Here is a 26,889-nt window from a genome sequence, read left to right as displayed (position 1 = left end):
CATGGCTGAATACGGCGAAGCCAGCCAGCCTCAGCAATCAGCGCAAAACATCAGTGAAGCAAATCAGCCCTCCATGGCTGCAGCATCAATTCCGCAAATATCTCCGAAAAGGCTCAAAATACCCCAGAAAGATTTGTTGGTTTTTTTCAGGCAACTTGCAGTTGTCTTGCAAAGTGGTGTGTCTTTGGCACAAGGTTTAGTGCTGATCGGCGAAAACATGACCAATAAGAAATTTCGCGCCTGTATTGTTGCGATTGCTGCCAGGCTCAATGCCGGTGAAGACTTATCCTTTTGCCTCAAGCAATATCCCAAAGTTTTTGCGCCAATCACTGTTGGTTTGATTGAGGCCGGCGAAGTTGGCGGCATCCTTGATCAAGTCTTAGAACGGATTGCACTGCTCTTAGAAGAGCAAGCCAAGCTGAAAGGCCAAATTATTGGTGCCCTAATCTATCCAGCTATTGTTCTATTGCTTGCTGTAACTGTGAGCCTGGGGCTGTTAATCGGCATTGTGCCTAAATTTGAAACGATGTTCAGTAATATGGGATCTGAGCTGCCTGCGCTCACGAAGTTGATGCTCACGTTGTCGCGGCTTGTGACGACGCCTGGATTCGCCATTGGAGCGCCTGTTACTATTTTTGTATGCATATTTCTGTTTCGAGGCTTCTACGCGAGCAAAGAAGGGCGAATCGCTGTTGATACTGGTATTTTTGCGATTCCTTTGTTTGGCGATCTCATTCTGCGCTCAGAGATGGCATCTCTCTGCGATACCCTCTCCACTCTGGTGACCTCAGGGATTCCATTAGTCGACAGCTTGCAGCGCTGCATGACCGCCAGTTCCAATCAGCTGATTAAAAATACAATTCAGCTCGGCATACAACTGGTTCGTGAAGGCCAAGAACTGAACTATTCATTCAATCAATCCAAGATCATGCCTAGGCTTGTCGTCTCGATGATCAAGATCGGCGAAGAAACTGGTGAACTCAGCTTCATGCTCGAAAAGCTCTCTGATTTTTATAAGCGCGAAGTGGAGTCGACAGTTTCTGCACTCACCAAAGCCATGGAACCTGCGATTATTTTTGTCGTTGCTGGCATCGTCGGCACGATCGTGATTGCGCTCTACCTACCAATGTTTTCAATGATCAAAGCAATGAAAGGAGGGTAGATAGGTAATGAAATCTATCTCACCAATGATGTTTTCCAAGATCTAGTCTCATAGCGCTCTGCATAAAACGCTAAAGACAATCCCTGAAACCCCACTTGCTTGATTAAAACAATTGTTGAATTGGCTAACAGTTATGGATCATCGCCTGAAAATTTCAACTCGCCAAGTGGGAACTCATCTTGTTCGGCGATAGCCTCTTCTGAATCATTTGCTTCAGTGGTTTTTTCTGAATGCTGGTCTTGATCTTGCTCAACTTTACTCTCTCCTAATCCAGCAATCACGAGCTTTTCTTCCTCTAGAGGATCCTCCTCATGAGCCGACTGCTCAGCCAGCAAAGCGTTTTGATGAATACTGGGCCATTTCTCTTCTTCTTTTTCTTCTAGCTCATCGGCCTCTTCAAGAACAAGCTTCTGCTCGCTTTGTTCTTCGCCGAACTCTGCAGCCACATCAGCATTTATAACTTTCTTTGTTTCTACAGCCTGCTCCTTCTCAGTTGCTTTTTCGCCTAACTCAGCAATCACGAGCTTCTCTTCCTCTAGAGGATCCTCCTCATGAGCCGGCTGTTCAGCCAGCAAAGCATTTTGATGAATACTTGGCCATTCTTCCTCTTGCTGTTGCTGATCAATTGCTGGTTCTTCTTCTTGCACATTGGCCTCTTCAAGAACAAGCTTGCCCTCCTGTTGTTCTGCGACGAACTCTGCAGCCACATCAGCATTTATAACTTTCTTTGTCTCTATAGCCTGCTCCTGCTCAGTTGCTTTTTCGCCTAACTCAGCAATCACGAGCTTCTCTTCCTCTAGAGGATCCTCCTCATGAGCCGGCTGTTCAGCCAGCAAAGCGTTTTGATGAATACTTGGCCATTCTTCCTCTTGCTGTTGCTGATCAATTGTTGGTTCTTCTTCTTCTTGCTCATCGGCCTCTTCAAGAACAAGCTTGCCCTCCTCTTGTTCTTCTACTAACTCAGCAACGACACCAGCATCGACAACTTCTTGGGCTTTTACAGCCTGCTTTTGCTCTGTTGCTTTTTCGGCTAACTCAGCAATCACGAGCTTCTCTTCTTCTACAGCATCCTTATCTTTTGCCGGATGCTCAGCCAGCAAAGCATCTCCGTGAACACTCGGCCATTTCTCTTCTTCTGGCTGCTTATCAATCACTTCTTCTGCTTCTAGATTTTCGAGTAACTCCCCTGCGAGGGTTACTTTTACCATCCCTTCTGCTTCAATATCAACGATGTTTTCATAGGTACCAGCTCGCGCATTTTCTTTTTCATCTTTAATTGGCGGACTCTCTGTTGCCGTTATTAAAGCTTTCCCTAAATCTGATTCTTCTTCTACAGGTTCCTGTTGTTCATAATCATTAAATGACAAATACTCTGTATTATCCTTTGGCAGGATGGTAAGACCAGAACCTAAAAGCCTGCCAAGACTTTGGTGTAACAATGGCTGTGAAAATAGAACATTGCCAACACCTTCAGCACCCAGAGGGCGAATCACCTCTACAGGTAGATCTAATGCTGAGCTTAGTAATTTATCAATCTTAGGATGGCCACTATTCACACCGGTAAGATAAATAGATTTACAAATAGATTCTGGGGCTTTTTCGGAGAATTCCTTCATGAAGCGACGCAGTTCGCTGATCAATACTCTCAAATCCATTTCAGAAATAGGCAAGTAACTTTCATCTGCTAATGTGATCGCCTCGGCTGAGTCATGCTCAGCCAGTGATGCGTTGACTGCAATCTGATTATTAGCAACCTCAGGCTCTGGGAACTCACGAATAGCAGCCAATCTCAACAGAGAAACTGGGCCCGAGGTTGCAATAACAGTGAGATGAGTACATTCCGGCAGCAATTCCAACATCAAGCAAATTTCATTTTGCTTCAGCAAATCAAGAGCGCCTGCTATTAAACGTAGCTGAGCGACGGAACCAATTTCAACCGCCTGTAATTCCAGTTCAGCAGCCTCAAGAGTATCCAATAACTTGTCAATTAATTTTTGTGGAACACTCATCAAAAGATAAGGCTTTGTATTGGCTTTATGCCTGCTAAGCAAAGGCAAATTAATCGGTAGAATATCGAAATCTGTTTGCTGCAAAGGGATAGGAATCTGCAGGCCCGATTTCGGATTTTTCACATAATCCCATGCTTGTAGCTGAGAAAGCTCTGCTGGAATATCAATCGATGTCGTGAATACAGCCTCAGGAGGCAACACGACCACCGTTCGTTGAGCATAAATGTTTTCTTCTTTACAGATTGACTGGATCAATGCAGCCATCTTGTCCGGTTCGCTCGGCACACCTCTTTCGATTGCGTTGGCCGGCAATGATACTCTTTTCAGATGTTTGAATTCAACATCAAGCCCAGTATATTTCGCTTCAGCAAAAGTTAACGATGTGGTGCCAAATTCAAGCAAGAGCAAGCGCTTGGAAATCGATCTTCGAAATGACAAAAGACGGTCGACCAGTCCACTCATATTGATCGTAAGACCAAAAAATGATTGCCCAACTGGAGGAGTGGCTGTCATGGCAAGTGCAATTACGTTGTAGGAACACAAAAGGGTTTTGGTCGGCAAAATATCCTTCTAACAATTGGCAACATCGCCACTGTTTTGTACTGATCCAACGGTTTGGCTACCAAAACATAAACCCTTTGATTATTAGCACCTGTTTCACCAGAATCAAACAGGCAAAATTCATAGCGGGAGGCAAGCTGAAATTCCGACTCATTTGCTGCAAGATTATCAAGCGAAAAAATTCCGGCCAAGGCTGGGGCAACCTTCTGAAGAGGATTGCTAGAGCAATTCGCTATGCCAAGAGGGAATAATGCTGTGTCAGCTCCTGGCTGCTCCAAAACGCTTACCAAGCGATCCATCGCTGTTGACAGCCTTTCGGCAAGAAGGATTGGCACTGGGGCCTCTTCTTTCTCACTGCGAGCCAAACTGCTATCTGGAATAAAGTAAAGATTGAGCTGCTCTGAAACAGCCAAAAATACGGCTCCAAAGATCACGAAAACAGCCAGGGCAAAAACTACTTGCAGAAGAGACATGCCCTGATCTTCACAGCTATATTTCTCAGCATCACCATGACTCACATCATAAGAAAGCATTCTCATAGGCTTGTATTGGCGAGAAAATCCTTGAAAGTAGTTTTCTGAGCATCACTCAAACCCGCAGCATCCAGGACATTTAGCTCGTAAGTAGACATCCCAGTATCAAGAGAGTCCTTACGCGCAAAGGACGCCTCTGTGAATTCAACCGCCAAGGTCAAGGCGGATGTAGCAATCGTAGCGATAATCAAACCCAATACAGCATCAATCATAATTTATACCTATACCTCAAAATCACACTTGCTATCTTTATTTACTGGGTGATTGGAAGGAAGCGCACATGACCATAACCCCTTAGCTGAATCGAAAATGATCCGATGGCTAGACGAGGCATACGAGCATCCGCCTGCAAAATCAGCAACACTGCTGGAAAAAACATATGCGAGCTTATCAAGATTAAGAGATTCCTTGACATCATCAGCGCTAGCAGCATTGCAAACATCCAAGCCAGGATTCCCCGCAATCGTCTGCGTAATAACTTGATCCTTCAGCTGAAGTCCATTGTAATAGAGGCTTGAACTCGCTATAGAAGCTGGCTGCCAAGTATTTTGAAATTGCACATAACTCGTTGCCATCTCAAATATCGCCATAATTCCTGTTAACATCGCGATGCCCAAACCAGCATAGAGATAGGCCATACAGCCTTACATCTGCAATCGCTTTTCAATCTAGGCCAAAGATCATCAGTTGACACTAAAAAGAGTCGAAGACGAATACAGAACTCCGTTATCAATTTTGCACCTGGCTGCTACGTCCATAGGCTGAAAGCTTTAGCTTTAGTGTTGTCTGGCTAACAGGCTCGCCAGCGGCAGAATTTTCGCTACTCCTTTGCTTCGCTGCTTCTAGCCTCAGCTCAAGATCACTTGCAATCACAATCACCTGCAGCTGCTCCATCTGTTGTAAAAAAGCGACAATCCTTCTGAAAGGACCCTGCACCGTTAAGAGCGCCGAGCGCTTTTCCAGTTTTTGAACCAGTAGTGGATCTTCTGGAGGTAGAGGTGGTGCCGTGGCATCATCATCAGCAGTATCAGCTGGCGGCGATGCAGGCTTGGGTGCCGGGCGTTCAATTGCCTGTGGTTCTACCTTCACGATGGAAACACCTTGCTCCACTGCGAATTGATTGAGCTGAGCTAAAAACGTGTGCAACTGAGTTGTTCCTGCCACCAGATTCAGCAAACGCTCTTGCTGCGCCATGCTTTTGGCCTTCTTTTTAGACAATGCGGCCAACTGTTGTCTCAAGATCGGCAATTCAGATTTCTTCCTCTCCATTCCCTGGAGCACGTCCCGCTTCTCTTGAACTTGCACCAACAATGGAATAAGGCCAAACAACAAGAGCACAACGCCAACCATTGCACCGGCAATAATTGGTATCAGCAACACTGCCCGCTCAGGTGTGATTAAATGTGGTTTTGATCTCTCGACGACCTGGAAATTTGTCATCGCAGCAGACCTTCATTGCGCAACAGCTCAAGGCGGTCAGCCAAACCTCTAGAACCCAAAGCTTGCAGCCGGCCTGGCGTTAGCTTTTGAGCAGAATCCGGAAGAAAAACGGCATTCATGTCAAATCTCAGCTCTTTAACAGGCATCGACATCGCAGCCCCAGGTTTAACTGACACCCGCTTGCTGGCCATTTCCACAGCTTTGATCAAACTGATGCCTTGCGGTTGAAAAAATGACGAACCAGCTAACGTCAACTGAAAGGCATTGACGACATAAAGCCCCCTCGGCTGATTCGTGACTCCAGACAATTCAAGTCTGTTAGGTAACGCTTTAATCTTTGTGAGCTGAACGGTTTGTGGGGTCAGCCTACTGATTTCAGTAAGTAGTGCAGAACCAGAATTCAAACCAGCAATACCTTCAGCGATGCTCTTGTTGCCATTCTGGAGAGATTTCAACTCCCGATTGCCCTGAATCAGCAACGATTCATTGTTCTCATACTCTGAGACGGCAGAGGCAAGTTGCTGCTGGCGCGCTTCTAGATTGCTGCCATATAACCATGCTCCGAAACAAGCCAGCAGCACAGCAAACACCAAGCCACCACCAACCAAGCTACCGCGCCATAACAGAGAACGTTCAGCAACAAACTTGGGAGCTGCCAGGCCAAGTTGCTCCCGTCGCCGACGCAGCAGATCCAGTTTGAGCCAGGAGCCTTTTGCCAAAATCAACTGCTTTGTAATCCTATTAAAACCTCTTGGAGCCTTGATCGCCAATGCTGCTTATAAGTGGTACAAATAGGATGCAAATTGATATTCATAGATACCACGCCTTATCTCTTGACTTTCGCAATCAATGCATCATCACTAGCACTAAACACTGTCAAGTAATCCCATCAAGCCATGATGCGCATCAGACCACCAAGTATGAAATCACTCGTTAAGGCTGTCTTGGTGATCTGCAGCGTTGGTGTAGGGATTGGTGGAACACTCGCCTACCAAAGCTGGCAAAAGACTACATCTAGCAAAACTGAGGTGATCCCAAGAGAACCGCTCCATTTAAAAACAGCCTTACTCATTCAAGGAGATCCCAGCCTAGGCAGCCCAAAGGCACCGATCACCATCGTGGAATTCAGTGATTTTGAATGCCCCTATTGCCAGCGGTTCCACGACGACGTCTTGCCAAAAATCAAAAGCGAATACATCAACAAAGGCCTCGTTCGCTTCGTGCACAAAGATCTACCCCTGCCCTATCACAAGAATGCTAAACAAGCAGCCCAAATCGCCCGTTGCTCGATGGAACAAGATGATTATTGGCTTGCCTATAAGGCCTTATTCAAACGTCAGAACTGCCTGGATTGCCAAGGCGCACTAAGCATTGCCACGAGTGCTGGCCTCAATGAAACAAAGCTAAAGAGATGCCTGAAATCAAAAGAAGTCGCTGCGATTATGAATTCCAACCGCTCAGAAGCTCAGCTCAATGGCATCCGCGCAACACCAACTTTTGTGATTGGTCCATCCCAGGGAGACAAGCATCATGGCGATATCATCGAAGGCGTACTGCCATGGCCTAAGTTTCAGCAATTGATTGAGAAGGCACTTGCTAACACCAGGAGCAATAGATAATTTATGCCGAGTAAGACTAAAAAGCTAGACCCTCAAATCTTGATGCAAACATCCAACCAGCCAGCCTCAATTAATCAGACTGAAGGGCAATTAGCGATGCAATCTGCAATCGTTAATGATCGCAACTGGTTTGATCAACACCCCAGGGAAATTGTCAGATTCAGGCCTGCACTAAATCACGAGTTCCAGCAACTCGAGGAGCTTGAAGAGCTGCCACCCACATTTATTCCTTCCGGTTTTAGTGAAACTTTGCCCAAAAGCTGGGTTGCAGTGGTGGAGATTATGCGAATGACAGATGCTGCACATGGCTCACTTCACGGAAGTCTTCGCCTCAGGATCTGCACAGTGCCCATACGCTCAAAGGCCAATCAAGCCAATGCAGCTAGAGAATTGATCAAAGCCATCAGCAATGAGCTTTTGGATTTGGGCTACAATGACTTAATCGATCAACGAGTTACCTATAAAGCCGCATAAATTTATGAGATGATTAATCTTGTAACAATCGAACCACAGTATTCATTAAGTAGTATTCAATAATAAGCATCAGTGAGAAAGGAATTCGCCCAAGCAACATTGATGCCAATACAGCCATTCATCGCTGCCGACGCTCGCCAGTCGACGCGATGAATAAGAACCGGTACAACGGCGATAGAAGACCAACGATTTTCATCCTCGACGATGCACCGTCACCTACTTGCCTTCATGGTGATCTTGGCTAGTAGCGCTGGAACGCTTGGCATCGCTCAACGCAGCGAAGCAGGTAGCAACTTCGATGATCTTGTGCAGCTGCTGGAAACACAAACTTGCATGGAGTGCAGTCTTCAAGACGCCGATCTCATGCATGCTGACCTTCGTAAGGCAAACCTCAAGCGAGCCCATCTACAACGAGCTGATCTTGGTCGCGCCCAACTTGATGGAGCCAACCTCAGCGGTGCTGATTTGAGCTTTGCCACCCTCCGCCATGCCTCATTACGAGGAGCAGACCTTCGCGGCGCCATTCTCACTGGAACAGACTTGATGGGAGCCGATCTTAGTAGCGCTCAACTGGATGAAAACGGTTTATCCAGGAGCCACTGGAAAGGTGCGAAGGGAGTAGAAGCGGTGGCCAGCAACTATGCCTCGCTGCATAACGCAGGAGTGGAAGAAGCCCTTAATGGTCGCTATCCAGAAGCCGAGGATTACTTCAACAAAGCTTTGATTCGCCGACCCGATGCTGCAATCACATGGGTCGCGCGAGGCATCAGCCGAGCCGAGCAGGCCAAGCGAGAGATGGCCTCCCGCGATTTTGCCTATGCCGCTGAACTATACGATCAGCAAGAGCAACCTGCTCTTGCTCAACAGATGCGCAACGGTGCAGAACAAGTGAAGAAAACCTCATCTCATCCTGGCGGGAATGGTGTTGGTAGCTCTTTACTGAACGGAGCAACAAGCATATTTCAAAACTTATTGCCTCTAGCGCTCAAATACTTTTCTCCCATCGCCTTCTAAGCTAGAGAATTAACACTTTATTATCATTAAATCCAGCTATTGGCGATAGATCAAATTACGCGATGCTGAAGTTGAAGGGCGATATCCATAGCCGTAAGTGGCGCCCTGTTCATCATTGATAATGCGTGGCGTAACCATAATCACAAGTTCGCTCTTTTTCTTTGTTCGCGTCGAAGCCCTGAAAAACTGACCGATAACAGGAATATCACCCAAAATTGGCCATTTTGTAACCACATCAGAATCCGCATCACTAATCACGCCGGTAAGAATTAAAGTTTGTCCATCGCGAACACGCACTGCCCCAGTCTCCAGCATTCTTTCATTAACAGTTTTGATGTCTCCACATTCACCCTGCCGAACTGGTTCGCCAACTTCAGCCGAAAGATTAGGCTCGAGCGTAAAGGTCACGAACCCATTGTCGTCAATCTTGCTGACCATGGCGCCAAGAGATAATCCCGCAGTCTCAAATGTTGGCTCACAGAAGATGTTGCCATTGTCATCTGATGTGACACTAAATGCCGTGACAACTTTATCGCCAAGACGTACAAATGCTTCATTGGCATTGCCTCGACCAATCTCTCCAGGAATACTCTCTGAACTCTCGGAGAGGATCAACGTGGGCGAAGCCATAATCTTGGTATTAGACGATACAATTTGAGCTTGCAGGAAATCATAAAAGGCTTGGTCTGGGTAATTTAAAGATGGATTTGGCGTCCTTGTGGCCGCAGCGGGAGTTGTTGAAGACTCGGCCGTAGTAACGTCATAATAGATTGGCCCTCTGCCGCCATTTGTAGCGACTGAACCGTCCGGGTTGTATTGCATTCCCTCTGCCTTTACAGTCTTTCCTTCATCATCAGTCTCAACTATTCCTGTAGAAAAACCTTGAGAATCAACATAATACATTAAACCATAGTCAACAACCTGAGTTGTAGTAGTACTTACTCCACTTTCAGTCTCCACTGGTGCAGAGCTAAAAGTTCCTTCATTAGCAGGCAAATTACGCCCAAATGCGGCCAATAACTTCCCTTGATCATTGACAATTAGATTGTTGCCAAAACGCAATGAAAAACTATTGTCCATGCCTTTTACATTGTCCAAATTGACATCTAAAATCTTCACTGATAATGCCACCTGTCTTGAGCGCAGATCGATCTGCTTTAGATAACTCTCTGCCACAGTGATTAACTTAGAATCTCCCACCAATGTGATTGTTTGTAGCCGAGAATCTGTTACACCAGTTAACCCCCTTAATGGCCCTATAGAAGCTCCATATGTCTCGATACGGGAAATAGAGTTGTTTGTTTCAGATGTTTGATTACTTGGCTGAGTTATCCCAGTAGATGCCGATCCGATCTCCCCTGCCACGCTTAAAACGTTCACCTTGCTAATCGAGGCTCCCAAGCTTGCCAGGTAATCGGCTGCTGAGGAAGCACTCGCTTGATTAAGCCTATAAACCTTTGAAACCTGAGGACCAAATGTTTTGCTCGCAACGGTACTGCCAACAAGCAACGTGCGGCCATCAAGTTTGCCCTGTAACCCTGATGCCAACAGGACCCCATTGAGGGCACGTGCATAACTCTCACTTTGAAAAGCCATCGAAACCTTCCTATTGCCACCATTCACTTGCGCGTCTGCTGATATGCCTTCCCCAGTCGTGCCTTCACTGTCTGAATCATCGCCGACAAAAATGAATCCATAGCCTCCCAACCGAGCAAGAGACATCAAGGCATCTTTGGCAGGAGCATTGTTCAACGTCAGAGTTACTGGTGGACCACTCACCTGCACAAAACTGCGGTTACTCAGCACCATGGTGCCCACGGCCATATCTCCCAGCGGAGGCGCTACAGCTCGTTGTCGCAAGGGCGGTGCATAAGCGTCTTGAGGCACTCTTCCTGGTGTTTGCAGATCCAAGCGACCAATTTGCTCAGCCTTTGTATCCACTCCAGGAAAGCTAAGGATCAAATTACGGCCATCAGTGCTAACCACTGGTTCCGTCAACTGCCTTCCTTCCACCGCGACCACACTCAGCTGATAGCTTTCACCAGAACCAGATAGGCTCAGATACTTCAGCCCCAGATCAGGCCTAGAAAGCTGCTGGTGTGGACCTGTTCGCAATCCAGGTTGGCCCTTGGTGCGCAAACGGCCTTCCCAACTCTGTCCCTTATGGCGCTGTTCCAAAACAGGTTCTTGACCCACCCCTTCAATAACAACCTCAATACCGTTCTGAGATCGACGAAGCTTCAGCTCCATGCCCTCCTGAATCTGCGCCTTCAACGGATGAGGCAGTATCAGGTTCTCAGCGATAGGCGTGAGACACAACCCAAAAGCTGTAATCAGAGGGACCAGTCGCTGGGAACGAGACATACGGCGACCCAAGGTCGATCTGGCAGACAATCTGAACGGATGGTATCGATTGATTTCGTTGTCAACCAGGGGGGTCAGGCTTCAGGAGGGAATCCTTCCTCAGAATCAAGAATCCTTCTCTCCCCTTGCTTGGCAGGAGCGGATGTTTTGTCATAGAAGGTTAGTTTCAGCTTGAGCTGCGTGAGTGCTGGTCCTGTTACGACCTCATCTTCTGGCCCCTGCTTAGGGTCGAGTGCTGTTAGCTCAAGATCACTGGGTTGGACCACAAGCTGCAAAGCTTCTATCCCTCTAAGAAAGTCCTGCAAGGCGATAAAAGGTCCACGGGCCTGAAGTAGGATGGCTGTTTTCTCGTAACCACGTCCTGCCAGTAGGTTTTCAGGGCTGATCTCCTCGGCATCTCGCTTCGATTTCCTTCCAGGTTTTTTTTTGCTAGGAGCCGCCGATGCTGGTGGGGCTATGGAAAGAGGTTCATAGAGCTCCAACACCACCCCTGCCGCCATGGCTTCGCGGCTCAACTGAGCCAAAAAGGTCTGAATTTTGTCTTTCCCTGCCACCAGATTCAGTAACACTTCCTGTTGCTGCTGAACCTTGGCCAGCTGTTCAGTGGCTGTCTTCAACTGGCCAGTCAGCAAGGGTAATGAGGCCTCCTGGTTGAGCAGCTGTTTCAGACGTTGCTGCTGGTCTTCCAAGCGAACCAAGCTAGGCAATACAACCGTGAAGACCAACGAGCAAGCCACCATGCCGCCTACCACGAGCGGCACCCCCACCAAGACACGCTCACGTGTGATTTTGCGCCGCCAACTCGGCCGTTCTTGGCTGAGATTGGTCATGGCGCTACCCCCTGCTCCTCAAGCAGTCGATAGCGCTCCACCAAACCGCTTGCACCCAACTCAGTCAACTCCTGCAGAGAAGGCTTCGCCTTGGGATCCAAAGTCACATCGACGCTGAATTGCACGAAGTCCCCATCCTCACCAGCCCCCTCCCTCACCACTTTCAAAACCTTCACCCCATCAGGTTTCACCATCGGCAGGGCCGCAAGTTGCAGAACTAATGCATTGATGCGTTCAAAGGAACCCGGAGAACCATCGCCCAAGGATTGACCGATGATTTTGATCTGCTGAGTCTTGACCGCAACCTCCTTGAGCTGTATGCCTTGAGGTGTCAGCCGGCGCAATTGTTCCAACAGTGCAGAGCTCGCTCGAACCGCGACCAACTGTTCAGCGATCTGGGTGTTTTCTTTACGGATGACTGCTGTACGTGCCTTTAGCTGCTGCAGTTGCGTCTGACCCAGCCGCAATCGTTGCTCTAGTGGCTGCAAGCGATCAAGCTCAACCTGTTGTTGACTTTCTTGCCAGGTCAACCAAGCGGCCACTGCCACTACAGCAAGCACCAGCAGCGCCCCGAGCCCTATGCCCTTGGCAAGCAAGGAACGCAACTGAGGAACAAGAGCAGGCTGAGCGTTTAGACCCAACTCCTGGCGACGTTCCTGCAGCAGATTCAACTCAGCCCTGGTCAATGGAGCCATCAGCGTTGCTCCCAGGCGCCCGCCAGCGCCAAGCAAGCCAAAGCTGCGCAGTCACCCTGCCAGAAATCAGGCTCTGGCCCTTCAAGGGCCGGTTGCTCTTCACCAACCACCCAAACCTTTTGCTTGCTTAGGCACTCTCCTTGACCTTGAGATTCCAACGCTAAACAGAGTTGCTGTTGATCAACAGCAGCGGCTGTAACCCACCATGCCAAAGGCGGCGACGCCCCTTCGCTGCGTAAACGCCAAGCTTGTAAAACCTCATTAAGCTCCTGCAAAAGATCCTGCGTCAGATCGTCACCATCAAACGAAGCCGAAAGAGCATGGTCGAGCTCAGGCAAGCCGCCGCGTAATAGCACTAAACGCCAGTGTCCATGATGCTTTAACAACCAAGCTAGATCTCCTTCAAAGTGTTGGCTGGCCGCACGGACAGCTCGCCAGGCAGCTGTCAGCATCCACTCAAGGCTCAGTAGCGGTAGATCCGCGGCCTCGATGACATCAATCCAGGCATGCACCATCGACCGATCAGTCACAACCGCTAAAGACAGCGGTGTTGGCGGCGACACAGATCCAGCAAGCTGCACTGATGAAACAGCTAAATAAGACTCCGATAAGGACAATGGCCAATTCAGCTCAGGGTTTAGCTCTCGCAGGGCCTTTGCCTGATCCCCCTCTGGTTCACCATCGGGCCAGCAGAGCAAGCGCCATTGACAGGTCTGCATCGGCAACAACATCTCCAGCTGGCCTCCGACAAGACCGATATCCAGAAGTAGGTCCCCTAACAACTCACCCAAAGCTTGACGCTCGCTCGGCATGCCTGCACGACAAAGGCCCTGAGGCAGGGGTACATGTCGAAGAGTCAATTTCTCCCCCTGTTTCCAGAGCATCACGAGAGCAGACTCATCAACAACAAGCAGCACCCGTTGTTTCACAAGCCACCGCTCCGCCATGGCCTGCAACTGTTCCAGCTGCGGAAAACGTTCGCGTAGACCAGCCAACACCAAGTAAAGGCAACCCCGCTCTGGACGAAGGGTATCGGCTACTGCCAGGGCACGCCGCTGCCGACAGCCTCAGATACATGCCGGAAGCCATGGCGGTCAAGCTGGCCGATCAGCCCATCCAAAATATTCGGCACCAAATCTGGACCCTTAAAGATCCAACCGGTGTAAAGCTGCACAAGTGAAGCTCCGGCACTGATTCGCTCCCATGCAGCCTCTGGCGAGTCGATGCCTCCCACGCCGATCAAGGGCAACGCGGGACCTGCTGTGGCCCGCAGCCGACGCAGCACCTCCAAGGCCCGTTGACGCAGTGGCGCTCCACTGAGCCCACCAGCCTCCTCCGCCAGGCTGCGACCCGTTTTGGGAAGGACCCGCCCGTCGAGGCCGAACCTGTCGAGGCTGGTATTCACAGCAATGACACCTGCTAAACCCTCTTCATAAGCCAAGCGAGCCAGGCCATCAATGGCATCATCCTCGAGATCCGGAGCGATCTTCACCAGTAGTGGCGGGCATCCTTGCAATCGTCTCAATCGCTCCACCAGGCGCTTTAACTGGCTGGCATCCTGGAGATCACGCAAGCCGGGTGTATTAGGAGAGCTGACATTGATCACGGCGTAATCCGCCAATGGTGCAAGCAACTCAAGCGACAAGGCGTAGTCGTCTGGGGCCTGCTCCAATGGCGTGATCCTGGATTTGCCCAAGTTGAGACCCAGCACAGCTGGACGCTGGCCAGGTGAAGGCAAAGCCTGTTTCTCCAAAGTGCGACGCATCACCTCAGCACCGTTGTTGTTGAAACCCATCCGGTTCAAAGCGGCCTGCTCAGCAGCAAGGCGAAAGAGTCGGGGCCGAGGGTTACCGGTCTGCCCATGCCAAGTCACAGTGCCGAGTTCGGCGAATCCAAATCCAAAGCGATCCCAGATACTGGCCGCCACTCCGTTTTTGTCAAAGCCAGCCGCCAGGCCAACAGGATTACGAAACCGGCAGCCGAACAACACTTGCTCAAGCCGCAGATCATGGCGTTGCAAATCCAAGGCTATAGCTGCCAACACAGTTGACACGCCTGGCCAATCTCTACGTAGGGACGTCTGGCTAAGGGCACTCAATGCTGCTTGAGTCAACTGTTCCGGATCTAAGCCCTGATCATTCGCGAGTATTGGTCCCAGCCAACGGCGATACAACCCACCGGTGGAGTACACCTTTGCAGGTGATGGCTCAGCCATCCTGGGCCTCCTCAGATCTGATCCGATCCTGCCGCGCAGCGGCGCAATCGCCAGCGGTTTTCCCCCACAGGCTCCAATAGCCAATCGCGCCAACGCCAGGGGGCAGTCTTACTCGCAAGCTGCTCGATTGGTTGCTCCACCAATTGGGCCAACTCAACCAGGCTGAGGCCATACCCCCGCACAGCGAAACGATCCGCCAGCTCCAGTCTTGTGAGCAGCCGCTGCAAATCAGAAGGGGCATCATCTTCGCCATCTCCAGCTTCTTTGATCGGCTCAACAAGACCGAGTGCAATAGAGGCTGACCCCTGTCCAGACACCAACGCTGGAGCACCACCTCCTTTGGAAAAGCTCACTGCGATTTGGTCAACCCTTTCATTGTCTGGGTCACCGCTGTGACCTTTTACATAAGCCAGGGGCACATGATCCAAGCGAGCACGGTCTAGAGCTCGCCAGAGATCTTGATTCAGCACAGGCTTGCCAGCCGCCGTACGCCAACCCTTACGTTTCCATCCCGCCATCCATTTGCTCAAACCATCAATTAAATATTTGCTGTCGGTACGGATCTTTAAATCGGGGTGACAAGAAAGCTCTTTGAGCTGCTCCAGAACATGAAGGGCCGCCTGAAGTTCCATGCGGTTGTTGGTCGTGGCCGGCGCATAGCCTCCGAACTCTTCCACGCTCCCATCCTCAAAGCGCAGCAGTGCCCCCCAGCCCCCAGGGCCAGGGTTTCCACTACAAGCCCCATCAGTGGCAGCAGCCACAACCCGTCCACGACCATCAGCCATTTGAGAAGTCTGTTGTTGTTTGGTACAACACGGTTCGCTGGGTTCCTAGTAATTAGACGCTATGTCGCGAACCTACCTCGAGCTCCTCATGGCATTGAGAAAGCCAGGCAACAGGCTGTTGGTTTTAGGTCTTGGCTTATTCACTTTGCTGACGACCTTGCCAGCAATCTCCAAAACGATTTTCAACAGTCAGCCTCTCAACCAAGAACGCTTGGTCGTACTGGCTCAGGCAGTGGGAGGACATCGCTGGAAACTGCTCGTACTCGAACAAATCAAGCCTCTGCCACTGTGCTGGAAAACCCGTCCAGACGGATTGGTTAACCCAACCCTGAATAACTTCAACTTTGCAGGAATCTGCAATCGTTACTTAGACAGCAACGGCTATTCCTTACGCAGTAGCGGCGAAGACGTGGCTCACAGCTTTCGGCTGCGAATCAAACAAAGCCGAGACCGTCTGGAACTAAAAGCCCTCGATCCTGCGCGGTCGGTTCCAATTACCGTTGCCAGCGCAATACTTCCTCAACGCAATCGTGATGCGTTTGTGAAATTAAACTTGGAACCCGGTTGGAAGCTGGAGCGTCGCATATACCAAGGACGCAAACTCAGCCACGTTTACTTTGCTCATCCAGATCCTGTGAACCTCTTAATTGCCAAAGCATCAGCTCATCACGGAACTTCCGCCTTCAAGCAACTAGGAGCTCCCAAGGCACCACTTCCTCCCCCAATTTCAATAGCAAGCAACAGGGTTATACATGGTAAGGGCCCCATTCGACTCGTTGTGATTCCTTATCGTCCCTGACGCAGACCACTACAGAGAGGACAGTTGAAGTAGCGCCCCTTAATACTAGTAACTTTAAAGATTGCCTCATATCATTAACATTGTGAGGGGTGCTAATCAACAGTTCAGGGTCGAAACAAGGAAAGACTCCTGAATCTGTCTCACCTAAAAATCCCTGCCTTTGGCGGGGATTTTTTTTGCATATTTTCCACGCAAAAAAACCGGCCCCGAAGGACCGGTTATGTATGAGTTAAAAAAACGGATGCATAGCAACCAAGCTGAAGGCCGCTATTCGCTGGCAATCACTTGAGGCTGACCTTACCGCCAACCTCTTCGATGGCCTTTTTGAGAGCCTCAGCATCATTCTTAGCAATGCCTTCCTTGATGGTCTTAGGAGCGGCTTCGACCATGGCTTTAGCGTCGCCCAGGCCGAGGCCGGTGGCTTCACGAACGGCCTTAAGGACCTTGATCTTGGCTGAAGCGTCGAAACTCTCAAGCACAACATCAAATTCGGTTTGCTCTTCGGCAGCTTCAGCAGCAGCACCACCACCAGCAGCACCAGCAGCCATCACAACGCCTGCAGAAGCAGCGGCAGAGACGCCAAAAGCATCCTCAATCTGCTTAACCAGCTCAGACGCCTCAAGCAAAGAAAGGGTTTTTAGCGAGTCAAGAATGTCGTCGGTTTTTTTAGACATGGTTTGGATTAAGCAACAGATCAGGGAGAAACAGTCGAATCGAAGACGTTCAGCTCTCGCCACTCTCGGCGTGCTGATGAAGCGCTCGGGCAAGGCCGGAAGGAACCTCGTTGATACCCACAGCAACCTTGGTAGCCAAGGCATTGAGGGAACCTGCGATCTGCGCCATCAGAACCTCCTTGGTCGGAAGATCACCAATAGCCTTGATCTCACCCTGTGAGAGGAGCTTGCCTTCGAAAAGACCACCCTTCGTCTCGGATTTTTTAGTGTCCTTCTGAAAAGCCTGTACGGCCTTAACAGCACCACCAACATCGCCCTTGATCAGAACGAAGGCGTTGGTACCAGTCAGTAAGGATTCGAGATTCGACCAGGCACCATTCCCATTAATGGCGTGGCGCATCAAGGTGTTTTTGGTCACCTTGCACACCCCGTTGCTGGCCTGCAAACGCGTGCGCAGATCAGACATTTCCTTAATGGAGAGGCCCTGATAATCCAGGACTAGTGCCATTTCGGCCTCGCCGAGAAGCCCCTTGAGCTCTTCGACAATCTGTTGCTTGCTCTCCAGAGTGCGGCCCATAGGAATTGGATCGGATCGGGTGAACAAGCTGGACACGCACTCGCCAAGTGCTCAAAAAAGAGCAGAGGCCGCGTGTCGATCCAATCCCAACAGGGATAAACCTTCGCATCTACCTCGACAGGACTTAAACAATCTCAAATGATGCATGAAGCATCAATGCAAGATGGCAACCTGTTGTCTTGGGCCGGGCGCGAGCCCGTTGGCTTTCGCCAAGGGGCAACCCTACAGCAACAAGGTCAAGCGTCCTCTTCGATGTCCTGAAGAGCATTTACGTCCACTTCCACTGAAGGACCCATGGTGGAGGTGATGTACAGACTCTTCCAATAGCGACCCTTGGCACCACTTGGCTTATTGCGATCGATAGTCTCTTGCAAGGTCTTCAGATTCTCGAGCAGGGCGTCTGCGGAAAAACTTGCCTTGCCGAAACGCACATGCACGATGCCAGCACGATCAGCCCTGAATTCAAGCTTGCCGGCCTTGAACTCCTTGATCGCAGCCGCTAAATCCGTGGTTACTGTTCCAGCCTTAGGGTTTGGCATCAGGCCACGAGGACCTAGCACTCTGCCCAGCTTGGCCACCTTGGGCATCATGTCAGGGGTAGCGATCAAAAGATCGAAATCCATCTGGCCTTTGCCGATGCTTTCCACCAAATCATCATCCCCAGCCAACTCAGCCCCAGCTGTCTTTGCCTCAGCTAATTTCTCACCCCTGGTGATCACGGCGATGCGCACGCTCTGACCCGTACCTTGAGGCAGAGCAACAGTGGTTCGCAACTGTTGATCGGTGTATTTGGGATCAATCCCAAGGCGCACATGGGCTTCGATGGTTTCGTCGAACTTTGCTGTGGCGTTCTCTTTGACGAGCTGAATGGCCTCAATGGGCTGATAAACACGGTCTTCAACTTTGGCGAGAAGACCAGTAATACGTTTAGACAGTTTTGGCATGGCAGATGTGGGGTGCAGGCGACACAACGTGTCTCCCCCGAAAAATGGTGAATAGATGAATCTTGAAGATGGACGCTACATCAGTGTCAGTCGCTGATGGAAACGCCCATGTTGCGAGCAGTACCTTCAATGATGCGCATGGCCGACTCAATACTGGTGCAATTGAGATCAGGCAGCTTGGTCTTGGCGATCTCTTCAAGCTGAGAACGGCTTAAAGAGCCGACCTTGCCATGGGCGGACTCACCAGAACCTTTTTCGATCCCGGCAGCCTTCGTGATCAGCACTGATGCTGGGGGAGTCTTGGTAATGAATGTGAAACTACGGTCTTCAAAAACCGAGATCTCTACCGGAATCACTAATCCGGCCTTGTCCTGCGTGCGAGCGTTGTACTCCTTGCAAAACGCCATGATGTTGACTCCATGCTGGCCAAGGGCAGGACCCACAGGCGGAGCAGGATTAGCTTTGCCAGCCTGAAGGGCCAGCTTGATCACAGATACAACTTTCTTGGCCATGGACGAGCGGGATTGAACGATTGCGGATGACCTGGCCCTTGGGACAAGTGCGGCAAGATGGTGGCCCACCTCTTTGGCCGCCCTCCGCAGGGAGACGGCCGCCGTTAGCTCAATTCTGTTTATTGATTTGAGAAAACTCGAGTTCCACAGGGGTTTCTCTGCCAAAGATTGAAAGAAGAGCTTTCAGCTTGCTGCGCTCTCCAGAGACTTCGATCACCTCCCCCTGGAAGTCCTTGAAAGGACCCGAGGTCACAAGGATCTGATCGCCCTCCGCGAGATCGACCTTGACGAGTGTTTTTTTCTCAGCAGCACGCTTGAAGATGCGATCTACCTCCTGACGACTGAGCGGTCGGGGTTTGATGTGACCACGAGCTTTCCCTGTGGCGCGGCGGTCCTCAGCCCCCACGAAGTTGATCACGTTGGGGGTGCTGCGCACCGCCATCATTGTGTCTTCATCAAGAACCATTCGTACCAACACGTACCCCGGAAAGACTTTCTCCTCAGTGGACTGACGACTGCCATCCTTTTTCAATTTCACCGCTGGGGTCTGGGGAATTTCGATCTCCAGAATCCTGTTGCTCACACCAAGGGTGACGGCCCGCTGCTCAAGAGTTGCCTTCACCTTCTTCTCACAGCTCGAGGCCACCTGAATGGCATACCAGCGGGCTACGGTTGTTCTGGCTGCAGGAGTTGGGGCCTTGGTACCCGCCTCTCCATCATTAGGAGCCGGCAGTTCCAGAACCTCAGATGGTTCTTGTGGTGTGAGCTCGAGTTCTGACACTTGCGCTGATAAGAAGCTAATGGTTTGGGAAAGACGGTTGAGGCAAGACAGCAAAACCGCCCTACACAATCAAACGAAAATCTGGGACGACGCCCAGCTATAAAAGCGACTCACGGCAGCGATGAATGCAGCCGAGAGACTGACCATCAGGATCACGGCGATGGATTCGCTGAACAGCTGCTGGCGACTGGGCCATACCACCAGGCTCAACTCCTCATATGTTGCTGCAAGAAACCCACTCTGACGGGTCGGTTCTGCCTCAGGAGAATCGCTGGAGTCTGTGGTGTCCTCGGCAGGAGATTCGCTGGAGTCTGTGGTGTCCTCGGAAATAGGGCTGGTCACGGAGCTTAGGCCGGTGGCTATCGCCGGTGCTGAAGCACACGCCGGCAAACGAACACTTTACCGGATACCTGTTTCAATCCTCAGGAAGGAACTGAAATGGTTCGGAGGCCTGAGCACCGGGTATCACGCGCACGGCGCGGGCACCGCTGAAACGCTCTCCCAGCAATTCCGTGGCCAACGGGTTCTCAACCCGACGACGCAGTACACGCCTTAAAGGGCGAGCGCCATATTCCGGCTCATAACCTTGCAAAGCCAAAGCCTCAACCGCGCCTGCCGCCACACGCAATTCAAGACCTTGCTCAGCAAGCAGGCTGGAGAGATCGGCCAATTGCAGCTGCACAATTCGCTGAAGGTCATCAGCCTTGAGCGGGCGAAAACGTATCACTTCATCGATGCGATTCAAAAATTCAGGCCGAAATTGCTTATTGAGGGCCTGATCCACCTTTTGAGCCAGGCTCTGATCAAGACAATCCCCATCTGTCCCCTCCTGCTGCGCCAAGCGAGACGCATCAAGGATGGCGCGACTAGCCAAGTTGCTAGTCATCACAACCACGGTGTGACGGAAGTCCACGGTGCGGCCCTGCGAGTCAGTGAGACGGCCATCGTCCAGAACCTGTAGGAGCACATTGAACACATCAGGATGAGCCTTCTCAATTTCATCCAGAAGCAACACCGCATAAGGACGGCGACACACCGCTTCGGTGAGCTGTCCACCCTCCTCATAGCCGACATAGCCGGGAGGAGCCCCCAAAAGACGCGCCACGGCATTGCGTTCCATGAATTCACTCATATCGAGTCGCACCAGCGCCTCTTCCTCATCGAACAAGGAGGCCGCAAGCGCTTTTGCCAGTTCTGTCTTGCCCACGCCAGTGGGTCCAAGAAACAAAAACGAACCAACAGGACGGCGCGGATCCTTCATGCCCGCTCGAGCCCGACGAATTGCTGCCGCCACCGCCTGAACCGCTTCGGGCTGACCAATCACCCGCTCGCTTAAATGGGCTTCAAGATCTAGCAACTTTTGCCGTTCAGCCGCCAGCAACCGCTGAACAGGAATCCCAGTCCAGCGTGCAACGACATCGGCAATGTCTTCAGCCTCCACTTGTTCCCGTAGGAGTGCCGAACCAGATGCCTGGGCCAAAGCTAACGTTTCTTCAAGGTCGGCCCGCCGTTGCTGAACCCTATGCAATTGGTCGTATTGAAGACGTGCAGCCGCCTCTAGATCACCGAGTCGCTCTGCTTCAGCAATGGCATTGCGGAGATCCTCGTCTTGTTGCAACAAATCCCGCAGCTCGGCCAGATGATCCCGTTCGATCTGCCAGCGCTCTTGTAAATCTGTGAGCTGAGATGCCGCAGCAATCCGAGCAGCCTGTAATTGCACCCGTTCAACCTCCGGTGCCTGCTCAGCCGCCAGTAAAGCAAGCTCGACACGTCGCAGCTCCGCCTCCGCCTCTTCAACCACCTGAGGCTTCGAGGTGACATCCATCTTGAGCTGGGCTGCAGCCTCATCGATAAGATCGATGGCCTTATCAGGTAAGCAGCGGTCACTGATGTAGCGATCAGCCAAGCGATTTGCAGCAGTCACCGCACCATCGGTGATCGTGACGCCGTGGTGAAGTTCATAGCGCTCTTTCAGGCCTCGCAAGATTTCAACGCTCAATTCAAGACTCGGCTCCTTGATTAAAACCTGCTGAAAACGCCGATTGAGTGCCTGATCCTTCTCCACTGTGCGGCGATAGTTCTCAGGGGTCGTGGCCCCAATGCAGCGGAGGTCTCCCCTTGCTAAAGCCGGCTTTAGCAAACTTCCAGCATCCGCACTGGAACGATCGCTGCTCACCACCGTGTGCAGTTCATCGATGAACAACACCACACCTGCATCTGGATCGCTTACCTCTTTCAACACAGACCGAAGCCGTTCCTCAAATTGACCACGAAACTTGGCACCAGCGATCAGTGCACCAAGATCAAGGGAGACCAAGCGCAAACCTTTCAGGGAATCAGGAACCTCCCCAGCCACAATGCGTTGAGCCAACAGCTCGGCGATGGCCGTTTTACCAACGCCAGGAGCTCCAATCAACACCGGATTGTTCTTGCCGCGACGTGATAAAACCTTGATCAAACGGCGAATCTCTGGATCTCTACCGATCACAGGATCTAGCTGACCTGCCTGAGCTGCAGCGGTAAGGTCACGACCATAGGCCTCAAGAGCCTGAGGTTCTTGCTGGAGTTGTAATGGAGTTGGCTCCCCAGTAGCGACGGCAGGTTCTTGGATAATCGGCGGGGTAGGAGAGGAGACAGTTCTCGCTTGTGGGGCCACCGATGCAGGTGGCGCAGAATCGGGCGCAGGAGGAGAAGTCGGCGTTGATGTGCGCAACTGGCGCATGCCTTTGGGCAAGCGTCTCAACTCCGCTTCCAAGCGTTCACTGGGCATTCCTAGCTCTTCAAATAGCTCGGCTCCAATGCGCGGATCGCGCCCCAACGCAATCAGCAAATGAGACACGTCAATCAGCCGAGATCCCCAGCGAACTCTGGAACGGTCTGCTTCTTCAAGGAGGTCTTCAAGGTCATCGCCGATGAACAACTCATTACCTCGAGCCATAGGCTGCTCGGCCAAAAAACCTTCCAAGCGATCCAGCAGCGCAGTTGAATCAATGGGCAGAGCCAACACCCAATCGCTGTAACGCCGATCACTGAAAAGCACCTGGATCAAGTGCTCCACATCCAGCTGACCATGTCGCCAACGGCGGGCGACATCCTGACCGACAAGCAATAAATCCCAAGCGTCATCACTGAATTGATCAGGATCACTTGTGAGACTTCCCTGGGCGGAAGCCGCTTGACTGGTCTCAGGATGCATAGGGTTCAGCTCGCGGCCTCACGAGAGGCCAGTTGAATCAGCTCCACCTTGTAGCCATCGGGATCTTCCACAAAGGCAATCACGGTGCTTCCATGTTGCATAGGCCCGGGTTCTCGCACCACACGCCCCCCTCGCTTTGAGATGGCCAAGCAGGTGGATTGAATATCCTCCACGCCCAAGGCGATATGGCCATAGCCCTCTCCCAACTCGTAGTGATCTTGGTCCCAGTTGTGTGTGAGTTCCAGCACAGTGGTATCACTCTCCTCGCCATAACCGACAAACGCCAAGGTGAAGCGACCTGAGGGGTAGTCCTTTCGCCGCAACAGATGCATGCCTAGAACCTCGGTGTAGAAGCGCAGAGAACGATCCAAATCCCCCACCCTCAGCATCGTGTGCAACATCCGCATCTCGAGCGACCCTGACCTTTAAGGCTCAGTTCATTCTGCGTCGTTCTACGACTGACAACAGCCTCAGCATCAGTAAAAGGGCTAGGCGGTACACAGTCCGCGGGCTGGCAAACCATAGGATCCACGCAACTTCAATTCGTCACAGGTGATCGATTCCCTCGACCTCGTCATTGACACCATCGTGGCCAGAGAGGTTCTGGACTCTCGCGGCAACCCCACAGTTGAAGCAGAAGTGTTGCTCGAAGCAGGTGCTAACAAAAACACCTGGAAGTAAATCTTCCGTCTTTCGAACGGTTTGTCTGATCGAGTTTATATGTCGATGTTAGGTGACAGAAATCAGCGCTCGTGACTACGTAATGAGCCTGAAAATCCAATGTTTGGATTAGTTAAGCTAGAACTCATGAAGGCAAAAGTAAGGTTTTTCGTCTATTAAATAGTCCGCATACTCTTGGCAGAGTAGAACTATCAATCGATCAACCAGTGTAAATAATAGGGTCTGAATACTTCCCTTGCCTTTAGAGAGAATTGACGATTGATTCATAGCCTATTCTTTCATCTGAAATCACTTTTGCACTGGAGCGTTTGGGATGGGCAGACCAATTTTGAAATCAGATGAGTTATCCAAGGTGAATAGAGACGCTCAAATCTCTTTTATACCTTTGGCAGATAAATTGCATAATATTATGGTTGTTGATGATTTCTATCTTTATCCCGATCGCCTGAGCGCATTTGCGATAGGGCTAGATCATAAACGGGTTGGATATCATCCAGGTGATCAAGCAAGTGCTGACTTGCCCGATGCAGAAATAAGCGACTGGATTCATAATCAGTATGTTAAGAAAACTTATACTAATATACCGGATGTGATACTAACATCATGTAGCTATAAGGTATGGTTGTTCTCGATCTTTAAAAGACATCAATATGAACTGATAGAGCACATGTGTAAACCTCATGCAGACAGTGGATTTATTGCAGGGATTGTTTATCTCAATAAACCACAAGATTGCAAGGGAGGAACCGGCTTTTTCCACCATAGACGATCTGGCATCAACAAGATAATAGGCTCCGAGCTTAATGCCATTGATCCTATACTACTTGCACAGCTATATCGTACTTATGGTGTATTTTCTGATTTTGAGTATCAGCGAGAAACATGCGGATGGAACTCATATGAAGATATGAGATTAGAGATATTGAAAAAAACAAAAAATCAACATCAAGGCTATCAAACCAAGTCCAATGATGATTGGGTGCTGGACTTCATTGTTGAAATGAAATACAATCGACTAATCCTATTTCCCGCCTACCTACTACATTCACCAATTATAGAAGCAGATTGGTTCACAAACGATAAAAAAGCTCAGCGCCTGACGCAGAATATTTTTGTTTCATGGCCTAATAAGAAAAGCTTGAATAAATTAAGCCAATGGATATTTGGTTGAGATAATTTATCTTAATTTAAAATAAATCAATTGGGCAGGGCTGCTGAGGAATGAAATCAACCGCTTGGAGGAACTTCAGATCGCTTTGATCTAATTGACTAGTTACCACAGCACCTAATTCTGTTGCTTTGCGTTGGATTTTGCAAAATTCTTCATTTGGTTCAAAATCTGAGTCATTCGCAGTAAAATTTTCATGATAACAACCACCTCCGCATGTTAATTTCGCGAAGCAATTTCTGCATTTAGGATGAATCTCTATGTTGCTCTTTTGATATTCATCTAGAATAGGTTTGCCATTAGAAATACTGCCTACCTTATGTTTTTTATCACCTACAAATCTATGGCATAAGTAGACATCTCCAGAAACTGAGACGGCTGCATAGTTTCTACCGGCATTGCAATGATATTGTCTCTTTGGAGCTCCAAGAAACTGCTTAACGCAATTCCAGACAAGGCCATTTTGTCTGGAAAGATCAGAAGAGTTTCGATCTGTAATTAGTCTCATGATCTTCTGTTTTTCTTTCGATAGAGTCTTAAGGATTTCTGAGACATCGCGTTTATGCTCAACAGTATTATTTTCAGTTCTTAGAGGTGTTTCAATGCTGTAAGTCATAGATTGGATTCCGATATTTGATATGGCTTTTTCAGATCTCTCCAAATCATTCCTTTCCGATAGGACAGTATGTACATGGGTTTGTGCATCAGAGCTTAGAAGAAGCTTCAAGTTTGGAACGATTTTGTCGTATGAGCTTTTGCCATTCTTAAGTGGCCTGACTTTGTCTTGGATAGCTTTTTCCCCATCAAAGCTGACACTTATAGAGGTATTATGTTGTGTGAGAAAGTCAATTATCTTCTGGTTAAGTAGAGTCCCATTTGTATTCAAACCAAAAGAGATTTTTTTGTTATTTTGCTTGCCTTTCGTTTCCGCATAATTTATTGTTTTCTCAACCAAGTCAAAGGCCAATAAAGGCTCACCGCCAAAAAAGTTGATTTGAAGTTCTTTGTTTTCATTGGATTGTTTAATAAGCCAGTCGACTGTGGAGTAAGCCGTTTTCTCGTCCATTTTTCCACCGGACCCGTAGCGGCCTTCTACGCCATAGCAATAGGTGCAGCTCATATTGCATTCTTGTATTACGAAGAGCGCAATGCTGTTTATAGATATTTGTTTGTGATTTGATGAGCAATCAGTGGTTTTAACTAATTGTTGATGATCTCCAATCCCCAAGCGGTTGATCACCGTCTTCTCTAAGTTGGTCCACGAAGAGTCAGGTTGCTCCAAATAACGATAGACAAGCTCCTTAATACTCCTTGTGAGCTCACACGCCCAAAGCACATTGGCATTAATCATATAGTCTTTATTCGCATATCTGAAAAAATATAAATTTGCCTGAGAATTAATTGGATTGGGATTCTTCATACTGGACAATCATAGTATCCGCAGTATGCGCCTTTGTTGGGTGTTGGATCGGGCCCTCTTCCCGTTGGAGCTCTCATCCCTGATATGAGCCAGCTAGGCATTCTGGATAAAATTTCTCTTGAACCAAGTTGGCGTAAGGAAGTTCCTTGAGGAGAACGCGAGCTGCCCATGGCAAACCTACTATTTCCTCCTGCTATTGCCGCAAGGTCATCGTCGGTTAGTTCCTCGTCAGAGAGAATCTCGGTAGTCGTCTCATCAAGTTCTTTCTCGGTGAAATCAAAGCCTGCAGCTTGGACAAGCTTGAAGCGGGAAGATGAGTCAGGAGCCTCTTCTAATGCATGACAAAATTCTTCATCATCCAGCATTCTTTGAAGAAATTCAACAGCTGATTGCTTGCTCATAGTAATCCTATCACTCTAAACTATAAAATAATACA

General features: G+C 49.8%; 29 protein-coding genes. 7 read left to right on the top strand and 22 right to left on the bottom strand.

What is annotated here, in order from left to right; all coding sequences use genetic code 11:
- Nucleotide 1: 1 nt before the first annotated feature.
- Entirely contained in the window at nucleotides 2-1,162 is a 1,161-nt protein-coding gene (locus SIB66_RS02545; protein ID WP_063421855.1) for a type II secretion system F family protein, read from the top strand.
- Between the two features lie 131 nt (nucleotides 1,163-1,293).
- On the opposite strand, the gene pilM is transcribed toward SIB66_RS02545, so the two are convergent.
- The 6 genes from pilM to SIB66_RS02515 all read right to left on the bottom strand — a co-directional run bounded on the left by pilM (nucleotide 1,294) and on the right by SIB66_RS02515 (nucleotide 6,424).
- Nucleotides 1,294-3,684, bottom strand: a complete 2,391-nt coding sequence (gene pilM, locus SIB66_RS02540) for a pilus assembly protein PilM (protein ID WP_063421857.1) — start codon at nucleotides 3,682-3,684, stop codon at nucleotides 1,294-1,296.
- Between the two features lie 11 nt (nucleotides 3,685-3,695).
- Nucleotides 3,696-4,265, bottom strand: coding sequence for a hypothetical protein (locus SIB66_RS02535; RefSeq protein ID WP_063421859.1), 570 nt, complete (start codon nucleotides 4,263-4,265; stop codon nucleotides 3,696-3,698).
- A 2-nt stretch (nucleotides 4,266-4,267) separates the two neighbouring features.
- Entirely contained in the window at nucleotides 4,268-4,477 is a 210-nt protein-coding gene (locus SIB66_RS02530; RefSeq protein ID WP_063421861.1) for a hypothetical protein, read from the bottom strand.
- Nucleotides 4,478-4,486: 9 nt separating this feature from the next.
- Entirely contained in the window at nucleotides 4,487-4,903 is a 417-nt protein-coding gene (locus SIB66_RS02525; RefSeq protein ID WP_063421863.1) for a hypothetical protein, read from the bottom strand.
- Between the two features lie 91 nt (nucleotides 4,904-4,994).
- Complete coding sequence (locus SIB66_RS02520; protein WP_063421865.1) at nucleotides 4,995-5,705, bottom strand: hypothetical protein; 711 nt, start codon at nucleotides 5,703-5,705, stop codon at nucleotides 4,995-4,997.
- Nucleotides 5,702-6,424, bottom strand: coding sequence for a PilN domain-containing protein (locus SIB66_RS02515; RefSeq protein WP_236073826.1), 723 nt, complete (start codon nucleotides 6,422-6,424; stop codon nucleotides 5,702-5,704). Before SIB66_RS02515 ends, SIB66_RS02520 begins: the two co-directional genes overlap by 4 nt.
- Nucleotides 6,425-6,625: 201 nt before the next feature.
- Here SIB66_RS02515 and SIB66_RS02510 point away from each other — a divergent pair, with 201 nt between their 5' ends.
- The 3 genes from SIB66_RS02510 to SIB66_RS02500 all read left to right on the top strand — a co-directional run bounded on the left by SIB66_RS02510 (nucleotide 6,626) and on the right by SIB66_RS02500 (nucleotide 8,812).
- Nucleotides 6,626-7,324 (top strand): DsbA family protein, encoded by a 699-nt coding sequence (locus SIB66_RS02510; RefSeq protein WP_063421869.1) that lies wholly within the window; start codon nucleotides 6,626-6,628, stop codon nucleotides 7,322-7,324.
- 42 nt (nucleotides 7,325-7,366) lie between these two features.
- Nucleotides 7,367-7,798, top strand: coding sequence for a hypothetical protein (locus tag SIB66_RS02505; protein WP_413681367.1), 432 nt, complete (start codon nucleotides 7,367-7,369; stop codon nucleotides 7,796-7,798).
- Nucleotides 7,799-8,002: 204 nt separating this feature from the next.
- Complete coding sequence (locus SIB66_RS02500) at nucleotides 8,003-8,812, top strand: pentapeptide repeat-containing protein (protein WP_063407492.1); 810 nt, start codon at nucleotides 8,003-8,005, stop codon at nucleotides 8,810-8,812.
- Nucleotides 8,813-8,848: 36 nt separating this feature from the next.
- On the opposite strand, the gene SIB66_RS02495 is transcribed toward SIB66_RS02500, so the two are convergent.
- From SIB66_RS02495 to rnhA, 6 genes are all read right to left on the bottom strand, one after another.
- Nucleotides 8,849-11,176: a general secretion pathway protein GspD gene (locus tag SIB66_RS02495; RefSeq protein ID WP_063421873.1), complete on the bottom strand. Its 2,328-nt coding sequence runs from the start codon at nucleotides 11,174-11,176 to the stop codon at nucleotides 8,849-8,851.
- Nucleotides 11,177-11,250: 74 nt separating this feature from the next.
- Nucleotides 11,251-12,006: a hypothetical protein gene (locus tag SIB66_RS02490; RefSeq protein WP_063407490.1), complete on the bottom strand. Its 756-nt coding sequence runs from the start codon at nucleotides 12,004-12,006 to the stop codon at nucleotides 11,251-11,253.
- Nucleotides 12,003-12,701: a PilN domain-containing protein gene (locus SIB66_RS02485; RefSeq protein WP_063407704.1), complete on the bottom strand. Its 699-nt coding sequence runs from the start codon at nucleotides 12,699-12,701 to the stop codon at nucleotides 12,003-12,005. The genes SIB66_RS02490 and SIB66_RS02485 overlap by 4 nt, the downstream gene beginning before the upstream one ends.
- Nucleotides 12,701-13,699 carry a hypothetical protein gene (locus tag SIB66_RS02480; RefSeq protein WP_063407703.1) on the bottom strand — a complete coding sequence of 333 codons (999 nt, stop codon included), beginning with the start codon at nucleotides 13,697-13,699 and terminating at the stop codon, nucleotides 12,701-12,703. Before SIB66_RS02480 ends, SIB66_RS02485 begins: the two co-directional genes overlap by 1 nt.
- 38 nt (nucleotides 13,700-13,737) lie before the next feature.
- Nucleotides 13,738-14,916 (bottom strand): quinone-dependent dihydroorotate dehydrogenase, encoded by a 1,179-nt coding sequence (locus tag SIB66_RS02475; protein ID WP_063407489.1) that lies wholly within the window; start codon nucleotides 14,914-14,916, stop codon nucleotides 13,738-13,740.
- 11 nt (nucleotides 14,917-14,927) lie between these two features.
- On the bottom strand, nucleotides 14,928-15,701 hold the full coding sequence (gene rnhA, locus SIB66_RS02470) for a ribonuclease HI (protein ID WP_063407488.1): 774 nt from the start codon (nucleotides 15,699-15,701) through the stop codon (nucleotides 14,928-14,930).
- Between the two features lie 61 nt (nucleotides 15,702-15,762).
- Here rnhA and SIB66_RS02465 point away from each other — a divergent pair, with 61 nt between their 5' ends.
- The gene (locus SIB66_RS02465) at nucleotides 15,763-16,500 is read left to right on the top strand and encodes a DUF3747 domain-containing protein (RefSeq protein WP_063421875.1); all 738 of its coding nucleotides are present in this window, start codon (nucleotides 15,763-15,765) and stop codon (nucleotides 16,498-16,500) included.
- A 281-nt stretch (nucleotides 16,501-16,781) separates the two neighbouring features.
- On the opposite strand, the gene rplL is transcribed toward SIB66_RS02465, so the two are convergent.
- The 8 genes from rplL to gloA form a co-directional block, all read right to left on the bottom strand.
- Nucleotides 16,782-17,174 carry a 50S ribosomal protein L7/L12 gene (gene rplL / locus SIB66_RS02460; RefSeq protein ID WP_063407486.1) on the bottom strand — a complete coding sequence of 131 codons (393 nt, stop codon included), beginning with the start codon at nucleotides 17,172-17,174 and terminating at the stop codon, nucleotides 16,782-16,784.
- A gap of 49 nt (nucleotides 17,175-17,223) precedes the next feature.
- Nucleotides 17,224-17,751 carry a 50S ribosomal protein L10 gene (rplJ, locus tag SIB66_RS02455; RefSeq protein ID WP_011131454.1) on the bottom strand — a complete coding sequence of 176 codons (528 nt, stop codon included), beginning with the start codon at nucleotides 17,749-17,751 and terminating at the stop codon, nucleotides 17,224-17,226.
- 236 nt (nucleotides 17,752-17,987) lie between these two features.
- Nucleotides 17,988-18,695, bottom strand: a complete 708-nt coding sequence (gene rplA, locus SIB66_RS02450; protein WP_063407702.1) for a 50S ribosomal protein L1 — start codon at nucleotides 18,693-18,695, stop codon at nucleotides 17,988-17,990.
- Between the two features lie 86 nt (nucleotides 18,696-18,781).
- Nucleotides 18,782-19,207, bottom strand: a complete 426-nt coding sequence (gene rplK, locus SIB66_RS02445; RefSeq protein ID WP_011131452.1) for a 50S ribosomal protein L11 — start codon at nucleotides 19,205-19,207, stop codon at nucleotides 18,782-18,784.
- 109 nt (nucleotides 19,208-19,316) lie between these two features.
- On the bottom strand, nucleotides 19,317-19,988 hold the full coding sequence (gene nusG / locus SIB66_RS02440) for a transcription termination/antitermination protein NusG (RefSeq protein WP_063407701.1): 672 nt from the start codon (nucleotides 19,986-19,988) through the stop codon (nucleotides 19,317-19,319).
- A 69-nt stretch (nucleotides 19,989-20,057) separates the two neighbouring features.
- Nucleotides 20,058-20,330: a preprotein translocase subunit SecE gene (gene secE / locus SIB66_RS02435; protein WP_011131450.1), complete on the bottom strand. Its 273-nt coding sequence runs from the start codon at nucleotides 20,328-20,330 to the stop codon at nucleotides 20,058-20,060.
- 73 nt (nucleotides 20,331-20,403) lie between these two features.
- Nucleotides 20,404-23,184 (bottom strand): ATP-dependent Clp protease ATP-binding subunit, encoded by a 2,781-nt coding sequence (locus SIB66_RS02430; RefSeq protein WP_063421877.1) that lies wholly within the window; start codon nucleotides 23,182-23,184, stop codon nucleotides 20,404-20,406.
- A gap of 5 nt (nucleotides 23,185-23,189) precedes the next feature.
- The gene (gene gloA / locus SIB66_RS02425; protein WP_063407479.1) at nucleotides 23,190-23,591 is read right to left on the bottom strand and encodes a lactoylglutathione lyase; all 402 of its coding nucleotides are present in this window, start codon (nucleotides 23,589-23,591) and stop codon (nucleotides 23,190-23,192) included.
- A 145-nt stretch (nucleotides 23,592-23,736) separates the two neighbouring features.
- Here gloA and SIB66_RS02420 point away from each other — a divergent pair, with 145 nt between their 5' ends.
- Entirely contained in the window at nucleotides 23,737-23,865 is a 129-nt protein-coding gene (locus tag SIB66_RS02420; RefSeq protein ID WP_268963834.1) for a hypothetical protein, read from the top strand.
- A 313-nt stretch (nucleotides 23,866-24,178) separates the two neighbouring features.
- Nucleotides 24,179-25,036, top strand: coding sequence for a DUF6445 family protein (locus tag SIB66_RS02415; RefSeq protein ID WP_063421879.1), 858 nt, complete (start codon nucleotides 24,179-24,181; stop codon nucleotides 25,034-25,036).
- Nucleotides 25,037-25,052: 16 nt separating this feature from the next.
- On the opposite strand, the gene SIB66_RS02410 is transcribed toward SIB66_RS02415, so the two are convergent.
- Nucleotides 25,053-26,453: a radical SAM/SPASM domain-containing protein gene (locus SIB66_RS02410; RefSeq protein ID WP_063421881.1), complete on the bottom strand. Its 1,401-nt coding sequence runs from the start codon at nucleotides 26,451-26,453 to the stop codon at nucleotides 25,053-25,055.
- Nucleotides 26,450-26,854, bottom strand: a complete 405-nt coding sequence (locus SIB66_RS02405) for a Nif11-like leader peptide family RiPP precursor (RefSeq protein ID WP_063407482.1) — start codon at nucleotides 26,852-26,854, stop codon at nucleotides 26,450-26,452. The genes SIB66_RS02410 and SIB66_RS02405 overlap by 4 nt, the downstream gene beginning before the upstream one ends.
- Between the last annotated feature and the right edge of the window lie 35 nt (nucleotides 26,855-26,889).

The sequence above is a fragment of the Prochlorococcus sp. MIT 1318 genome (assembly GCF_047304505.1).
GTDB lineage: Bacteria > Cyanobacteriota > Cyanobacteriia > PCC-6307 > Cyanobiaceae > Prochlorococcus > Prochlorococcus marinus_D.
This window is presented reverse-complemented; position numbering and strand designations above follow the sequence as displayed.

Bases quoted from the DNA above. Each gene is read 5' to 3' on its own strand.
- SIB66_RS02545 (WP_063421855.1), top strand. From the start codon at position 2: ATGGCTGAATACGGCGAAGCCAGCCAGCCTCAGCAATCAGCGCAAAAC.
- pilM (WP_063421857.1), bottom strand. From the start codon at position 3,684: ATGACAGCCACTCCTCCAGTTGGGCAATCATTTTTTGGTCTTACGATC.
- SIB66_RS02535 (WP_063421859.1), bottom strand. From the start codon at position 4,265: ATGCTTTCTTATGATGTGAGTCATGGTGATGCTGAGAAATATAGCTGT.
- SIB66_RS02530 (WP_063421861.1), bottom strand. From the start codon at position 4,477: ATGATTGATGCTGTATTGGGTTTGATTATCGCTACGATTGCTACATCC.
- SIB66_RS02525 (WP_063421863.1), bottom strand. From the start codon at position 4,903: ATGGCCTATCTCTATGCTGGTTTGGGCATCGCGATGTTAACAGGAATT.
- SIB66_RS02520 (WP_063421865.1), bottom strand. From the start codon at position 5,705: ATGACAAATTTCCAGGTCGTCGAGAGATCAAAACCACATTTAATCACA.
- SIB66_RS02510 (WP_063421869.1), top strand. From the start codon at position 6,626: ATGAAATCACTCGTTAAGGCTGTCTTGGTGATCTGCAGCGTTGGTGTA.
- SIB66_RS02505 (WP_413681367.1), top strand. From the start codon at position 7,367: ATGCAAACATCCAACCAGCCAGCCTCAATTAATCAGACTGAAGGGCAA.
- SIB66_RS02500 (WP_063407492.1), top strand. From the start codon at position 8,003: ATGCACCGTCACCTACTTGCCTTCATGGTGATCTTGGCTAGTAGCGCT.
- SIB66_RS02495 (WP_063421873.1), bottom strand. From the start codon at position 11,176: ATGTCTCGTTCCCAGCGACTGGTCCCTCTGATTACAGCTTTTGGGTTG.
- SIB66_RS02490 (WP_063407490.1), bottom strand. From the start codon at position 12,006: ATGACCAATCTCAGCCAAGAACGGCCGAGTTGGCGGCGCAAAATCACA.
- SIB66_RS02485 (WP_063407704.1), bottom strand. From the start codon at position 12,701: ATGGCTCCATTGACCAGGGCTGAGTTGAATCTGCTGCAGGAACGTCGC.
- SIB66_RS02475 (WP_063407489.1), bottom strand. From the start codon at position 14,916: ATGGCTGAGCCATCACCTGCAAAGGTGTACTCCACCGGTGGGTTGTAT.
- rnhA (WP_063407488.1), bottom strand. From the start codon at position 15,701: ATGGCTGATGGTCGTGGACGGGTTGTGGCTGCTGCCACTGATGGGGCT.
- SIB66_RS02465 (WP_063421875.1), top strand. From the start codon at position 15,763: ATGTCGCGAACCTACCTCGAGCTCCTCATGGCATTGAGAAAGCCAGGC.
- rplL (WP_063407486.1), bottom strand. From the start codon at position 17,174: ATGTCTAAAAAAACCGACGACATTCTTGACTCGCTAAAAACCCTTTCT.
- rplJ (WP_011131454.1), bottom strand. From the start codon at position 17,751: ATGGGCCGCACTCTGGAGAGCAAGCAACAGATTGTCGAAGAGCTCAAG.
- rplA (WP_063407702.1), bottom strand. From the start codon at position 18,695: ATGCCAAAACTGTCTAAACGTATTACTGGTCTTCTCGCCAAAGTTGAA.
- rplK (WP_011131452.1), bottom strand. From the start codon at position 19,207: ATGGCCAAGAAAGTTGTATCTGTGATCAAGCTGGCCCTTCAGGCTGGC.
- SIB66_RS02430 (WP_063421877.1), bottom strand. From the start codon at position 23,184: ATGCATCCTGAGACCAGTCAAGCGGCTTCCGCCCAGGGAAGTCTCACA.
- gloA (WP_063407479.1), bottom strand. From the start codon at position 23,591: ATGCGGATGTTGCACACGATGCTGAGGGTGGGGGATTTGGATCGTTCT.
- SIB66_RS02415 (WP_063421879.1), top strand. From the start codon at position 24,179: ATGGGCAGACCAATTTTGAAATCAGATGAGTTATCCAAGGTGAATAGA.
- SIB66_RS02410 (WP_063421881.1), bottom strand. From the start codon at position 26,453: ATGAAGAATCCCAATCCAATTAATTCTCAGGCAAATTTATATTTTTTC.
- SIB66_RS02405 (WP_063407482.1), bottom strand. From the start codon at position 26,854: ATGAGCAAGCAATCAGCTGTTGAATTTCTTCAAAGAATGCTGGATGAT.